This window comes from Pseudarthrobacter sp. NamE5 (genome assembly GCF_005796225.1).
GTDB lineage: Bacteria > Actinomycetota > Actinomycetes > Actinomycetales > Micrococcaceae > Arthrobacter.
In genome coordinates this window covers 81,462-95,745 of sequence record NZ_VAHO01000003.1, presented here as the reverse complement: position 1 = coordinate 95,745, position 14,284 = coordinate 81,462, and the positions used below count along the sequence as shown (strand labels likewise).

Here is a 14,284-nt window from a genome sequence, read left to right as displayed (position 1 = left end):
TCATCCTACGGGCTCGCCCTCCAGGCAATTAGCGTGCAGCGGCCGCAGCAGTCTGGCGTGGGATGGCAACTTCCCGGTCCCACTGGGCTGCCTCGCGGCCGGCCGCCTTGAGCACCTGCTTGCGTACCTTTCCGTTCTCGGTCTGGGGCAGCTGATCCACCACGCGCAGGAAGCGCGGGATGGCAAACGACGCCAGCCGTGGGCCACAGAAATCACACAACTCGGTGAAATCGATTGGCTCCCGCAGGATAAGTGCTGCCATCACCTCATCCTCCCCCAACTCCGAATCGACGGCATAAACTGCAGCGTCCTGGATGGCAGGATGCTGCCGCAACACCTGCTCAACTTCCACAGAGGAGATATTCTCGCCGCGGCGCCGGATAACATCCTTGATCCGGTCAACGAACCGCACCCATCCGTCCTCGTCAATTACAACCCGGTCTCCGCTGTGGAACCACAGGTCCTGCCAGGCCTTGGTTGTTGCTTCCGCCATGGCGTGGTATCCGGTGGCCATGGCGTGAGGCTGGTCGCTGCGGATCAACAGCTCACCGGGCACACCAGCGGGAACGGGCACACCATCGGAGTCCACGACGCGGATGGAGAACCCGGGCCGCACCTTGCCTATATAGCCGGGGCGCCATTGATCCGGAGTTGATCCGATCACCGAATTCGTCTCCGTGGACCCGTAGCCGTCCAGCAGCAGCACTCCGAACCGGTCGCGGAAAGGCTCCACCAGCCGGGCAGGGGTTGCCGGAGAGAGGGCCAGGCGGATTTTGTGGTCCGTTTCCCTGGGCCCGGGGTCCTTGCCGGCGAGGATACCCACCATTGCGCCGAGAAGATATGTCACGGTAGCACCGGCGGAGGCGGCATCGGACCAGAAACGGGATGCTGAGAACCGCGGACCCAGAACGTACTCGCCGCCGCATTCTACGGCCTGCATGAAGGCATTGAGGGCGTTCGTGTGAAAAAGGGGCAAGCACGTGTACAGCACGTCCTCGGGACCAAGCCCCAGCTGGTCCGACATGTTCACCGCCCACCAGTAAAACTGGCCTTGGGGACACAGCACACCCTTGGAAACCCCGGTGGTTCCTGATGTGTACAGGATGGCGGCGGTCTCGGCCGGAGCGGCATCCACTGGTTCCACACCAGCACCAGGCTCCGGCATCGGGAGCACCTTGAAGGGTGCCTGAAGATCCGGGGCGGGTACGCCGATGACCCAGGCCGTGCGAAGGACGTCCGGAGCCACTGCTGCCAGGTGTGGCAGCTGATCGGCTTCTGCCACCACGAGTGTGGCCTGGGAGTTCTCCAGCACATGCCGCAGCTGTTCCCCGCGGCTGGCTGTGTTCACAGGAACAGCGACGGCACCAATCCAGGCGCAACCAAGGATCAAGTCGAGCAGCTCTGGCCGGTTTGAGGACATTAGTGCAACTGTCTGTCCGCGCTCGATCCCTGCTCTGCGCAGCATGCCTCCCGCTCCAGCTGCGGCCTCCACCATTGCCTGGCTGTCGCGACTGACCTCACCCCAGCGGAACAGCGATGACGAGGGGGCTTTGCTGGCCCGCTCAAGCAGCATCTGCGGGATGGTCAGTGGGCGCTGACGCCGGTCGGCAAGTGTCGGATTCATGACTGATCCTCATTCAGGTTCGGGGGAATTGGTATGTAGGCGTTGGCGCCGGACCCGGCGACGGGGTCATTGGTAAGGGGCACACGCTGTCCAGGTTCAGGTGCAGAACCGGTCAGACGCGCGATAAGCCGGAGGCCGCCGTTGATGCCCAGGGTTGCCAGGACGGTGCCGTCAGAGAGTGTCGTGGTCTGTTCAACCGTTCCGTCTTCTGCTGCAACTGTTGAGAAACTGTCCTCGCCGCAGACCGGGCAAAAAAGGCGGGCCGGGAAAAGGAGGCTCCGGCAGTTGCGGCATTCCTGCACCACGGCGCTCATCTTGCGGCCTCCAGCACGGACATGGTGGCGCAGGCGCCGTAGCGGTACAGGACCATGCCGTATCCGCTGACCACAGCGTGGCGGACCGCAATTTGCCGCGCCCCTGCAGTGCCCATGAGCTGGCGGGCTGCCTCAACCAGCCCGTGCATGCCGCCGGCAGCGCCTGCTTGTCCCGCCGAGAGTTGGCCCCCGGAGGTGTTCACCGGCAGTTCGCGGGTGGCGATGCGGCGCTTGATGAAATCGGCAGGGTGATCGTCCGCCGGCAGAACGCCGAGGTCTGCCAGCTGCGCCACCACCATGGCGGGGTAATCGTCGTAGACGCAGGCGAGACCGACGTCCCCCGGGCCGATTCCGGCTTCCTCCCATCCGGGTTGGGCGCATGCCCGCAGCCCGGTTTCCAGCCCGTCACCGGCCTGCTGGTCGGCGTTGTAGGACGCCCGCACCGAGAGTACCTTTGCCCGTGGTGTGCCGTTGCCGGGGTCAGCCACGAGGACAACTGCGTCGGCGCCGGTCACCGGAGGCACGCAGTCGTAGCGGCCCAACGGGGTGGCGACGGCCGGTGCGCTGAGGTATTCGTCCATGGTGAGGCCTTGCCGGTAGACAGCCCCGGGGTTGTCCGCGGCCCATTCGCGCTGGGCGATGGCGATGCGTCCGTAATCTTCACGGGTTAGGCCGAGCACTTCCATCTGCCGTGTGGTGAGCATTGCAAACAGGGCGTTCGGTCCGTTCATCGGCAGTGGCGCGAGGTGGTCCTGGGTCGCACGGTTGTAGCTGGCCACCAGCTGTGAGAATGCCGGGCCGTCCATCAGGTCCCCTGCAGCGAGAACGATGACTTTGGCATCACCGGCTTCGATCGCCCGCACCGCGTGCTGGAGCATGCCGCCGGCACTTGCCCCGCCGTTCGTATCCTGCATCAGCCAGGTCAGGCGAAGGCCCATCCGCCAGGCCAGGTCGATAGCGTGGTCGGGGTTGAGCGTGAAGCTGGAGACGGCGAACCCGTCGACGTCACCCGGGGTGAGACCTGCTTCCCGCAATGCGTTGCGGACGGCACGGGCGATAACCTGGGATGTTTCCGTTCCCGGTTGGGGGTGGCGGGTGTACGGTGATTGCCCTGTTCCGATGATGGAGATTGTCACGTCGGTCCTTTCTGGGGTGTCCGTAAGCAAAGGGCGGAACGATCCGGACGTTTAGGAGACTGTCTCGGCCGGCTGGCCTGCTTCCTGACGCTGATCATCGTGCTTTTTCCGGCCGCCCGCAGCGGCCACCGCTATCAGGGTCACCAGCACCATGGCAATGAGGTACAGCGACACCGGCGCGGAGGAGTTGAAGTTCAACAGCAGGGCCGTGGCAATCATGGGGGCTACCCCGCCGGCGAAAACGGCTGCGATTTCGTGGGCAATTGCCATGCCGGAGTATCGGACTTCGGCGGAGAACAGTTCGTGGAAGAACGCCGGCTGGGTACCGATCATGGCACCGTGGCAAACACCGTTGGCGATGAGAAAGGCAAGGATCACCACGGCAGGGGTATTCGCATCGATCATTGCGAAGAACGGGAAGGCCATCACACCCATACCCACGGCACCAAAGGCGTACACGGAGCGCCGGCCGATACGGTCGGAGAGATATCCGAAGAAGATGTAAGCGCCGAACGAGACCAGCATCGATACCGCCACTGCCAAAAGCAACAGTCCCTTGTCTACTCCTACGTGGACGCCGTAGACGATCGAGAAGGAAAGGAAGATGTACGAGCCGCCGTTTTCAGCGACGCGCAGGCCCATGGCGATGAGAATTTCACGGGGGTGGGCCCGCAGTGCATCCAGCGCGGGGACACGGTGCTCGGAGCGGGTCTCGCGAACTTCGGCGAACTCTTTGGACTCGGGAAGCTTGAGGCGGATGTAGGCGCCCACACCCAGCAGAACAATGCTGACAAGGAACGGCAGACGCCAACCCCATGCCAGGAACTCAGGTTCGGGCATCAACTGGACCAGGAAGAAGGCCAGGGAAGACAGCACGAAGCCGAGCGAGATGCCACCCTGGCTGAAGGCTGCGAGCATGCCGCGGCGTGAGTTGCCGCTGTTTTCGCTGATAATCAGAACACCGCCACCCCATTCGCCGCCGGCGGCAATGCCCTGGAGGATCCGAAGGACGATGAGCAGCGCTGGCGCCCACACCCCAACTTGGGCGTAAGTGGGCAGCAAGCCCATCAGCATTGTGCTGATCCCCATGATTGTCAGCGTCATGACCAGCGACTGCTTGCGCCCCAGCTTGTCTCCTATGTGACCGAAGATTATTCCGCCCAAGGGACGGGCAGCGAAGCCGACAGCGAATCCCGCAAAAGCTCCCATGGTGCCCACGAGCGGGTCTGTGTCGGCCGGGAAGAATAAACGGCCAAACACGATGGCCGATGCTGTGGCATATAGGAAGAAGTCGTACCACTCGAGCGCATTGCCGACGAGCGAGGCAACAACGTACTTGCGGACCCCGGGACGTTGTCCCGGCAATGGGGTTGGGGAATCAGACATTGTTGCTCCTTAGTGCTGCTAAAACTGTGGCATTTCACCGGGGCCCGATTCATATCTCAGCCATGTCGCTGCTGATCCAGATGAGCCCGGAAAGCGGCTGGGTGAGTGTGACGGGCGTTACGTCGATTAACTTCAGTGTCCCTCCCGGGACAGGCACCGTCGAATGCCTTTATCGCCAGGGTCTATGCAGGTTCCGGTAAGGCAACCTGATACGCGGGAGTAAGTGTTCCGGACCAGACAGCGCGGTGCTAACGTCGCAGCCATTGGCCCTTGCGTATACGCCGCGAGCCACGCAATTCCTCTGGCTTCTGCTGGAGTGAACAACTTTAGGAGCTCTCATGGAACTAGACGCTGTGAATGACGCCCGTCAGGCCAATTTGGCCCGCCTGCTCGGTAATCTTGGCACCAAACGAACCGGCGTAGTGGACCTCACTACCCCGCTCTCCGCCGCCACCCCCACGCTGGAGTTGCCTGCGCCGTTTGCCAATCTCATTGATTTCTCGCTCGAGGAGGTCTCCGCGTACAACGAGCCAGGGCCCTACTGGAAGCACCACAACATTCATACGGGCGAGCACATCGGCACTCATCTGGACGCCCCGGTACATTGGGCCACGGGGCGCGATGGCAAGGACGTCGCCCAGATCGAGCCAGCCCGCTTAGTAGGCCCGGCCCTTGTCCTGGACGTCACCGCAGAGGCCGCCTCTGACCCCGACTTCCTGCTGGATGTTCACCACATCCGCGAGTGGGAGTCAGAGTATGGATTACTGCCAGAGGGTGGCTGGCTCCTCATTCGTACCGGGTGGGACAACCGCTCCCAGGACCGTGAACGCTTCCTGAACAAGGATGAACAGGGAAACCCGCACTCCCCCGGATTTACTGTCGAATGCGCCCAATGGATTGGAGAAGAATCCGGGTTGTCGGGAATCGGCGTAGAGACGGTTGGCATTGACGCCGGCGCAGCCGCCGGACAACAGCCCCCTTTCCCGGCGCATCACTTCCTGCTGGGAAGTGATAAGTACGGCATCACTTCGCTGCGGAATCTGGCGCAGCTGCCGCCAGTGGGCGCAGCGCTCATCGTGGCCCCGTTGCCGATCGTCGGTGGAACCGGCAGCCCGGCCCGCGTGCTCGCCCTGGTTAGTCAATGACGGTCCACATCAGGCTGCAGCACAGGCGCTTGGCCAGCAAGGATGTACATGTTGACGGAGCTCCGGTCTGGTTGTCAGACACGCGTAGGGCCGCAAGAGGTGATATGGCCCGTCCTTACCCCCAGTGATGACCATCAAGGCCCGAATTTTCGGCTATTTCGCTGATGCTCAGCGGGACCGGCCCTCAGTCTCCTGCCCCTCGGACTGTCAGGGTGGGATCTGAGGGCATCGTTGAGCAACTGTCAATAAAACGGAATTGCAGGTTATTCTGACGCCAACGCCGGCCTCGGCGAGACGGTCTCCACGAACTTCGCCAGATGCGGTGCGTACAACCACCTTCGGCTTGGGGTGCGCTTCGCCGGCTACTTGACCGAAGATCCATCATCGGCGTTGCAAATTTTGGTACGAAGAGTGGCTCCACAAGGCGTGTTCCTGGCATCAGCTCGTGATGTTTGCTCCCCAACATTCGGAAGTTGAAACCCGAAGCCCATGAGGCACTCGGCCATGAGGTTGTTAGTCAGACAAAGGGATAACCCTGTGGCCGAAGGCCGGGCCATACATGGCTCGCTGCTCGATACCGGAAGCTTCCAGCCACACTACCTCTCCGGAAGGGGTCGCTGATTCCACGTAGCCGACCCGCAGCACTTTGCCTTGACGCTGGATTTCGACCTTTTTGCCGAGGAGGGATGAACCTCCAGGAAAAGTGGTTGTTGGCGTGCTGGCTGGGACGAGTCGCATGTCGTTTCCTTACTAATGGTCTTGGGAGCAACTAGGTGAAGCTGGGTCCCATCCCGGACAACGCTTTCGGCCAAGGGCTGCCTGCTTTTGCGGCGATGGGATTGGGTTGGCAAGCAGGCAGCCGAAGAGGGCGTGCAATATGGGTGGATGCATTCGGTCTGGCGGGTTCGAAGGTGCCGTTCAGTCTGTTTCGGGTCCTTCGCAGAAGTGGCACGAGTCTTCACAGTCCGTGGTTGCAGTGATTGTTGCGTTGGCACTGCTGTTTCCTAGGTCCGAGTGTTCCATCGTCATTCTTTTCATTAATTAAGGGGTTGCCCTCGGGTTACGGCAGGCGCTTAGAAAGTTCAGAGGATTGCGTGACATACGTTGATGTTGGAAGTTCTGTGTCAGGTTCGGACCGAGGCTGGGGTGGGCAACCAGCCGTCCGCCTCCGCCTGAGAAGAGTGTTCTTCTTGCCCTCGGTACATCAGCCAGGGATTCGCCACCAATGCTTCGAAGCTTGCCGTTCCTGCGGGCGGCGCCAGCAGGACAGGCGCGTAGTCCGTTAGCATGCGGCCCGCCACGCCTGCCGCCTGACGGTGTGTCCGGCCGGAATGTCCGGAGACACGGAAATAGTGAAAGACCAGTAGTCGTGCTGGGTTACGAGCACACCTCCTCCGCGGCTGCGGCATGCGGACGACGCAAGCGCCACCGCTGCATCCAGCTCTGTCTGAATTACGAGGGCATCGTCGCCGTCGACTTCGAGCATGGTTTCCGACTGCTGAATCATGGTCATGAGAATCACCTCTATGTGAATTACGGGGGCTGCGCCTCAGGTACTTCCACGTGCGCCGAATCACATTCTTATTGTAGGCGGCTTGTATACGAGTTGTCTATAGCCCGTTAGGACGGGCGTATCCGCTTGGTAGGCGGTTGTCTCCGGGACTGGTTTTCGAGCCAGCCCGAGGTTGCAGGCGGGGCGTCGAGCTAGTTCGGTGTTGAGGCGCTCATTTGCGCCGTTTTGTCTGTCACCAGGTCGCCGTCGACCATTGTGAGGATGACGGGGGCCGCTGCAAATTCGTCAGGGGCGGCATCTAGTGGATTCTGGGCGAAAACCGTCAGGTCGGCCCTGGCGCCTGGGCGCAGGATGCCGCCTGCTTCTCCCACGGATTGCCAGTACTGGCTGGTGTAGCCTTCCAATGCGGCGCGGGCGGACAACGCCTGTTGGGGTTGCACCGGCGTGATGTCGGGCCTGCCGGCTGGTCTGCGGGTTTGGGCGGCCGTAATGATGCCGCGCGGATCGAAGGGGGCTATGGGCCAGTCGGAGCCGAGAGCGACGACCGCTCCGGCCTCGCGCAGATCGCGTGTGCGCCAGGCGTGGTTGGCGCGTTCGGTTCCCAGGCGGCGTGACCAGTTGTCGGTGTGGTCGGCACGGCTGTACAGGGTGCAGTGTGTCGGCTGCAGACTTGTGGTGGCGCCGGAGTCGACGACCTGGTTCAGTACGTCGTCGGGGATGGATTCGATGTGCTCAATCCGGTGGACCGTCCCGTTCCGGGGAAGGGAGGCAATGGTTTGGGCGACGTGGGAAACAGCCTTGTCGCCAATGGCGTGGGTGGCGGTTGGGACATGGTTGTCGTGGAAGAATCTCATGGCGGCCGAGAGCCCTTCAGGTTCGGGCCACAGCGGGTCCACTGATTCGCCGTGGGTATCGGGGGCGAAAAGCCATGCGGTTCCGTTGTCGATGGTGCCGTCCATCATGAGTTTGATTCCGCGGACGTGCCAGCGGCGCCCATGGCGGCCCTGCATGGCCAGGAGTTTGTCCAGATCCTCCTGCGATGCCCCGGGCATGACCCACGGGGAAATGCGTAGACGAATGGATAGGTCGCCCCGTTCCTCCAGGGCTTCCAGAACGTCCAAAGAGTCAGCCTGGCCGAAGTCCAGCATCTGGCCGGCCACGAGTCCGGCTTCGGCCATCGAGCGCAGCAGCCGGTCGAGCTCATTGACTCTTTCGTCGAATGAAAGAGGCGGGAGTTTGGTTTGCACCAGTTCCATGGCGGCCATCTCGTACAGCATGCCATTGGGTTTGCCGTCGGCGGTCGTGCCGACGAATCCTGAGCTGTCCAGCTTTTCCTTGCCTGTTACCCCTGCAAGGCTGAGGCCGGCGTCGGATACCAAGGCTGCGTGGCCGTCAAAAAGGGTGATGTAAACGAGTTCTCCGTCGAGGATGCCGTCGAAGAGGTCGTTGCTGAACTCCGCTTCACCGAAGATCACCGGGTCCAGGCCCCAGGCGAAAAGCCAGTCGCTGCCGGTCCGGTGGGGCGTTTGTGTGGCATGTTCGGCAAGTGCGTGGCGTACGTCGCTAAGTTCGGTTATGCCGTTCAGGTCCAGACCGCGGGCGATGCTGATGCCAAGTATCGGGTGGATGTGGGCGTCAATCAGCCCGGGGGTCACCGTGGCGTTACCCACGTCAATGACGCGGGCAGCATGTGGGGTCCATTGGTCTGCTTCCTCCGTTGTGCCTATGGCGACGATACGGCCGTCGTTGATGGCGATGAAGCCAGCCGTCTCTTCAAGGCGCTCACCGTGAAGGATGCTGGAGGAAAGGATGACGGTGTCGGTGGTTGCTGGCGTGCTCAAGGGTGTACTCCTGTGAAGTTGCGGAACCACGGCCGGCACCCGGGACTATGTCAGGTGCCGCCGTTGATGGCTGCCTTGAGACCTACCGACAAAACGTCGGCCAGGAAGGCGAAGCGGTCCATGTGGCTGGTTGTCACGGCCTGCTGGGCCGTAGAGAGGTGGGGGAAATCTGCCCGGTCGGGCTCGGGAATGGTCCAGGCGGATTCCATCGTGATGGCGTCCAGGCTGGCGCCGATGGCGGCGCTGTCAAGGGCTTCCAGGGTCGGGATGACGAGATGCTCCGGTACCCCGACGCGCAGGAAGGCTTCTGCGAACTTGTCGTAAAGGGCCAATGCCGCCGGATGCGACACCGGTTGGGCGAGCAGCAGCGGCAGGAGGGCCGGCACGAGGCTGTAGGCGGTGCGGAGGGCATCGAAGATCTGCCGGATAAGTTCTTCGAGGTTTGCGGCAGTCAGGTCGGGAACGCGTACCCGGTCGGCCAGGGATCCGCGGGCGAGTTCGATGATGTCGTCGCGGCCTGTGACGTGTTTGTAGAACGATGACTGCCGGACGCCCAGGCGCTCGGCGAGGCGTGGAATCGACAGTGCTGATTCCTCCTCGAACATTGCCAGCGCTTCCCGGCCAATCTGCTTCCGGGAAAGCCTCGGCGTTCGCGGCCGTCCAATCCGGCTGGTCTTTTCGGGAGTCTGCATCCTTCAAGGCTAATCTCAAAGGTTCAGACGGCATGGCCGATGCGGTGGTACGCGGCGGGGTTCACCCGTCGCAGGATCATGGCAAGGAGGGCACCCGCGGCGAACACCACCGGTGCGATGAGCAAGAGGGCGGTGTTGACGGGGTCAGTGTCGGGCAGTCCTGTGAGCAGCCCGACGTTGTCCACCATCAAATACGTCACAACACACATGATCAGGGTCGCGGCGACAGCCGAGGGTATTACATACCACTTGAGCCGATGCTCCCTGTGCCGGAGGAAAAAGACGACGACGCCGACGCCGGTGAGGGCCTGCAGCAGCAAAATACCGATCACGCCCGGACTGTTGGCCCAGATGAGGAACTGCGTGAAGGGGTCCAGTTGCAGCAGGGCGGCGCCGGCGACCAAAGCCACGGACAGCAGGGTTTGTTCTATGCCCGCCACTGACGGCGTGCCGTATCGGGGGCTGATCCGGCCGGAATGCTTCGGGAAGATGCCCTCGCGGCTCAGCGAGAGCGTGTAGCGGTTGATGGTGTTGTGGAATGCGAGCTGGGAGGCAAAGATGCTGGTCACGATGAGCACGCTCATCAGGTTCACGCACCAGTCCCCGGCAAATGTTCCGGCCATGATGTACGCGGTGTCCCCTGTGTCCAGGTGTCCGGCAGCGAATGCCTGCACCGCGGCCGGCCCGAAGGCCTGAACAATGACCCAGACCGCAAAGGCGTAGAAGGCGCCAATGAAAGCGATGGAGATGTAGGTCGCGCGGGGAACGCTCCTGTCCGGGTTCCGTGCTTCCTCCCGGTAAAGAGCTCCGGATTCAAAACCCATGAATGCCGAGAAACCCAAGGCGATCACTGCAGCAAACTGCGGGGAAAAGATCGCCTCAGGGCTGAACGAATCAAATCCGATTCCCTCGGCGCCGCCCTGGAGGAGCACTGCTGCAGCCACGACCGCGACGATTGCCGTTTCCAAAGTGAGCAGAACAGCGAGCACCTTTGCACCCACGTCAATTCCACGCCATCCCAGGTACCAGACGGCCGCGATCGCTACCAGCGCGTAAAGCCACCAGGGCAATTCAATCCCGGTCAGTGACCTGACAGCGAGATCAGCCTGAATGCCGAGGAGGCCGTACAGACCTATCTGGATGCCGTTGTAGCTCATCCACGCGGTAAGCCCGGAGCCCAGTCCAACAACCCTGCCCAGCGACCTGGCGATATAGCCGTAAAAGCCGCTGTAGGACTGGATGTGGCGGGTAAGTGCCATGAAACCGACGGCGAAGAGAGCAAGACCGAGGGCGCCGGCAATGTAAATAACGGGGGCACCAACGCCGCCCACGGCCAGGGCCAGCGGAGCGATCCCGACAACGATGGTCAACGGTGCAGCGGCTGAAACCAGCATAAAAACGATGTCGCGGGTGCCGATGGCATCCTTCTTCAGCTCGGTCCTGGGCCCGGGCCGCGCGGGCGGCACCATCGCCGCCGCTTCATTAGTGAAAGTCATTCGCTTATTATTGATGCGGATCACACGCCCCGTCAAGAGCCGTATTTTTGTAGTGGACAAGTTGTATACGAATAATCTACAGTCGAGGCAGGGCATCGACGTGAGTCAGATCACCGAGCCGGCGCTATCCCGGCGCCTTCCTTCTTCGCAACGGTGCGCTGAAGGCATCGTCCCTAAACTCAACGAGGATTTTCATGAGCAATGTGTCCCACCAGGAACGGGGTGTGCGTAAGCACACCTCCCTCCCCGCAGTTGCTGCATCCAGCCTCGCCGGCACTGCCGTCGAGTGGTATGACTTCTTCCTGTATGGCACGGCAGCAGCCCTTGTCTTCAACAAACTGTTCTTCCCCAGCGCGGACCCCATGGTTGGCACGATGCTGGCCCTGGGAACCTTCGCCGCGGGTTTCGTCGCCCGTCCGCTGGGCGCGATCGTTCTTGGCCATCTCGGCGACAAGCACGGGCGTAAGTCGACGCTAGTGGCCAGCCTGCTCCTGATGGGCGTGGCTACCGCCCTTATCGCTTTGATTCCCCCGTACGCGTCGATCGGCATCATCGCCCCGCTGATCCTTTTGTTCCTCCGGCTGGTCCAGGGCTTTGCCCTCGGCGGCGAATGGGGCGGCGCCGTCCTGCTGGTTTCTGAATACAGTGACAACAGCACCAAGCGGGCGTTCTGGGCCTCATGGCCGAATGTCGGTCCACCCCTGGGCAATCTCATGGCCGCCGGCGTCCTTGCCCTGCTGTCTGCTGTGATGCCTCAGGACCAATTCCTTGCCTGGGGCTGGCGGATCGCCTTCGGTCTTTCCGCGCTGCTGGTCGTTATCGGTTTGGTCCTGCGTCTCTATGTGCAGGAAACACCGCTGTTCCTGGCCTCACAGGCCAAGGCTGACGTCGAGCATGCCAAGCAGGCAAAGCTTCCCCTGGCCGAACTGTTCCGAGGCAACTGGAAAGAGATCCTGATAGCAGCAGGCAGCCGCATGGGCGAGAATGCCGGCTTCTACATCTACTCCCTGTTCCTCATCACCTACGTCACCGAGATCCTGAAGATGGACCGCCAGACCGGCCTGAACGCCGTCATGGTCGGCCAAGGCGTAGCCGTCGTCGCGATCCCCATCCTGGCGATCTTTGCCGACCGGATTGGCCGCAAGCCAATGATGATCGGAGCCTCCGTAGCAACCGTGGTGTGGGGGTTTGCCTTCTTCGCCCTCCTGGACACTCGGCAACCGGGCATGATCATCCTCGCCGCAGTTGGTGGGCTGCTGATTTTCGCAGCCTACAGCTCCGTAATCGGCGCATTCTTCTCCGAACTGTTCCCCACCAAGGTGCGCTACAGCGGAACATCGGTGGCCTACAACGTCGCGTCCCTGATCGCCGGCTCACTCTCCCCCATTATCGCCCTTGCCCTGTACCAGGCTTTCGGTACGGGCCAGGCTATTGCCCTCTACCTCGTCCTCATGGGCGTCATCTCCATCATTGCCGTTTCCTTCGCACGGGAAACAAAGGACATGAAGCTCAGCGACCTTGACGAGAAGCCCACACCCGTGGCGGCGCAGCAGCTCTGATACGTGAGCGCTGTCCGTGGCAGCGGGAACACACTGCCACGGACAGCGGTCATCACCTCACCCGGAAGGACAAAACGGACCCATGAGTATTCTCCCGAACCCCGCACCGACGGCACCGGAAACGGCCTACCTCTGGCTGCGCCGGGAAATCTCACTACTGCCATGGGACCAGGAAGCCTTCCTCACCGAAAACGCGATCGCCGAGGCCGCAGGAGTGTCCCGCACCCCGGTCCGCGACGCGCTCCTCCGCCTTGAGGCCGCAGGTCTGGTCCGGCGGGTCCCGCGCAAGGGCGCCTACGTACCCGCGCTCACTGCGCAGGACATCGAGAACATGATGGAAGTACGGCGGGTCATCGAAGACTGGGCCGTCAGGAAAGTGAGCTTTACCGGCCAACTGGGGAGCGACCTCGACCAGCTCCTCCAGGACCAACAGGACAGCCTCGCCGACCCGGTCGCCTTCATCGACTTCGACATCAGCTTCCACAAGCACATCGTGCATACCGCAGGTAACCGGGCACTGGAAGAGGTCTACGACTCCCAGCGCATCAAACAGCAACGCATGGGCGTCAAAGCTGTCCAGGACAGCCAAGGTCGCAGCGACCACGTCGTGGACGAACACCGGGCCATCGTCGAAGCAATCCGGCAAAGGGATGCACCAACGGCGGCCGCTGCCGTCCTGAACCATCTCCAATCAACACTCACCGTCCTCAAAGCCATCCCTGCCCAAACACACCGCGGCTAAGACCAATGGGGTTGCCGCCCCCACCTATGAAGGAGCACCAATGGACATCGCACTCGTCCAGTTGTCCAGCCCGGACGATGAGAGCCAGACCCAACGCATCGAACGCACCGAGAAGCTCCTGCGGGAGCAGGAGGGCGCAGACCTCATCATCCTGCCCGAGCTCTGGAGCGCCGGCTACTTCCATTTCGACCAGTACCCGGAACTTTCCGAAACGCTGGACGGACAGACCGTACGCATGTGCGCTTCGATGGCCAAGGAACTCGGAACCTATGTTCATGTCGGCAGCATCGTCGAACGCGTCGCCGAAGGGGCCCTGCGCAACACTTCTGTCCTGGTAGACCCCAGGGGAAATATCGCCCACCAGTACTCGAAGCTGCATGTCTTTGGCTACAAATCCCTTGAAGCCGACCTGCTTACCCCCGGTGATTCCCTTCAGGTGGCAGATACCCCTTACGGGAAAATGGCAGGCACCACCTGCTACGACCTGCGCTTCCCTGGTCTGTGGTCCGAACTGAGCCTGCGTGGAGCGGAAATCGTCGTGGTTCCCGCCGCCTGGCCTGCCGCCCGCCGCGAGCACTGGCGGCTCCTTACCTCCGCGCGCGCGGTCGAGCACCAGGTCTACGTCCTGGCCTGCAACGCCGCAGGCGTGCAGGAAGGCGTCGAGCTCGGCGGCACAAGCCGGGTCGTCGACCCCGGTGGCCGCCTCCTCGCCGAAGCAGGAGAGGGCGAGGAAGTCCTCCGCACCACCATCGACCCGGACCTGGTGCACACCACACGCCGTGAATTCCCGGTGATCGCTGACCGGCTTACCGACTACTCAGGCCTGACCCTATGAC

Annotated in this window: 13 protein-coding genes; 4 read left to right on the top strand and 9 right to left on the bottom strand. The window is 62.2% G+C overall.

Annotation, left to right across the window (positions count from 1 at the left end; genetic code table 11):
- Window positions 1-28: 28 nt before the first annotated feature.
- Genes FDW84_RS05685 through FDW84_RS05670 form a run of 4 tightly spaced genes read right to left on the bottom strand, consistent with a single transcriptional unit; the run spans window position 29 to window position 4,460 of the window.
- Window positions 29-1,624 (bottom strand): ATP-dependent acyl-CoA ligase, encoded by a 1,596-nt coding sequence (locus FDW84_RS05685; RefSeq protein WP_240721398.1) that lies wholly within the window; start codon window positions 1,622-1,624, stop codon window positions 29-31.
- Window positions 1,621-1,938 carry a Zn-ribbon domain-containing OB-fold protein gene (locus tag FDW84_RS05680; protein ID WP_138607413.1) on the bottom strand — a complete coding sequence of 106 codons (318 nt, stop codon included), beginning with the start codon at window positions 1,936-1,938 and terminating at the stop codon, window positions 1,621-1,623. Before FDW84_RS05680 ends, FDW84_RS05685 begins: the two co-directional genes overlap by 4 nt.
- Window positions 1,935-3,074, bottom strand: coding sequence for a thiolase family protein (locus FDW84_RS05675; protein ID WP_138607411.1), 1,140 nt, complete (start codon window positions 3,072-3,074; stop codon window positions 1,935-1,937). The genes FDW84_RS05680 and FDW84_RS05675 overlap by 4 nt, the downstream gene beginning before the upstream one ends.
- Window positions 3,075-3,125: 51 nt before the next feature.
- Window positions 3,126-4,460, bottom strand: coding sequence for an MFS transporter (locus FDW84_RS05670; RefSeq protein WP_138607409.1), 1,335 nt, complete (start codon window positions 4,458-4,460; stop codon window positions 3,126-3,128).
- 338 nt (window positions 4,461-4,798) lie between these two features.
- On the opposite strand from FDW84_RS05670, the gene FDW84_RS05665 reads away from it, so the two are divergent.
- The gene (locus tag FDW84_RS05665; protein ID WP_138607407.1) at window positions 4,799-5,605 is read left to right on the top strand and encodes a cyclase family protein; all 807 of its coding nucleotides are present in this window, start codon (window positions 4,799-4,801) and stop codon (window positions 5,603-5,605) included.
- Window positions 5,606-6,118: 513 nt separating this feature from the next.
- On the opposite strand, the gene FDW84_RS05660 is transcribed toward FDW84_RS05665, so the two are convergent.
- The 5 genes from FDW84_RS05660 to FDW84_RS05640 all read right to left on the bottom strand — a co-directional run bounded on the left by FDW84_RS05660 (window position 6,119) and on the right by FDW84_RS05640 (window position 11,147).
- Window positions 6,119-6,343, bottom strand: coding sequence for a hypothetical protein (locus FDW84_RS05660; protein ID WP_138607405.1), 225 nt, complete (start codon window positions 6,341-6,343; stop codon window positions 6,119-6,121).
- Between the two features lie 544 nt (window positions 6,344-6,887).
- Window positions 6,888-7,118: a hypothetical protein gene (locus FDW84_RS05655; protein WP_138607403.1), complete on the bottom strand. Its 231-nt coding sequence runs from the start codon at window positions 7,116-7,118 to the stop codon at window positions 6,888-6,890.
- A gap of 191 nt (window positions 7,119-7,309) precedes the next feature.
- Window positions 7,310-8,959, bottom strand: coding sequence for an amidohydrolase (locus FDW84_RS05650; RefSeq protein ID WP_171046668.1), 1,650 nt, complete (start codon window positions 8,957-8,959; stop codon window positions 7,310-7,312).
- A gap of 50 nt (window positions 8,960-9,009) precedes the next feature.
- Window positions 9,010-9,651: a TetR/AcrR family transcriptional regulator gene (locus FDW84_RS05645; protein ID WP_138607399.1), complete on the bottom strand. Its 642-nt coding sequence runs from the start codon at window positions 9,649-9,651 to the stop codon at window positions 9,010-9,012.
- Window positions 9,652-9,674: 23 nt separating this feature from the next.
- Window positions 9,675-11,147, bottom strand: coding sequence for an APC family permease (locus tag FDW84_RS05640; protein ID WP_240721397.1), 1,473 nt, complete (start codon window positions 11,145-11,147; stop codon window positions 9,675-9,677).
- Window positions 11,148-11,341: 194 nt separating this feature from the next.
- Between FDW84_RS05640 and FDW84_RS05635 the strand changes: the two genes are divergently transcribed.
- The 3 genes from FDW84_RS05635 to FDW84_RS05625 all read left to right on the top strand — a co-directional run bounded on the left by FDW84_RS05635 (window position 11,342) and on the right by FDW84_RS05625 (window position 14,283).
- Window positions 11,342-12,706, top strand: coding sequence for an MFS transporter (locus FDW84_RS05635; RefSeq protein ID WP_138607397.1), 1,365 nt, complete (start codon window positions 11,342-11,344; stop codon window positions 12,704-12,706).
- Between the two features lie 82 nt (window positions 12,707-12,788).
- Complete coding sequence (locus tag FDW84_RS05630; RefSeq protein ID WP_138607395.1) at window positions 12,789-13,448, top strand: GntR family transcriptional regulator; 660 nt, start codon at window positions 12,789-12,791, stop codon at window positions 13,446-13,448.
- Between the two features lie 40 nt (window positions 13,449-13,488).
- Window positions 13,489-14,283 carry a carbon-nitrogen family hydrolase gene (locus FDW84_RS05625; protein WP_138607393.1) on the top strand — a complete coding sequence of 265 codons (795 nt, stop codon included), beginning with the start codon at window positions 13,489-13,491 and terminating at the stop codon, window positions 14,281-14,283.
- The last annotated feature ends 1 nt before the right edge of the window (window position 14,284 follow it).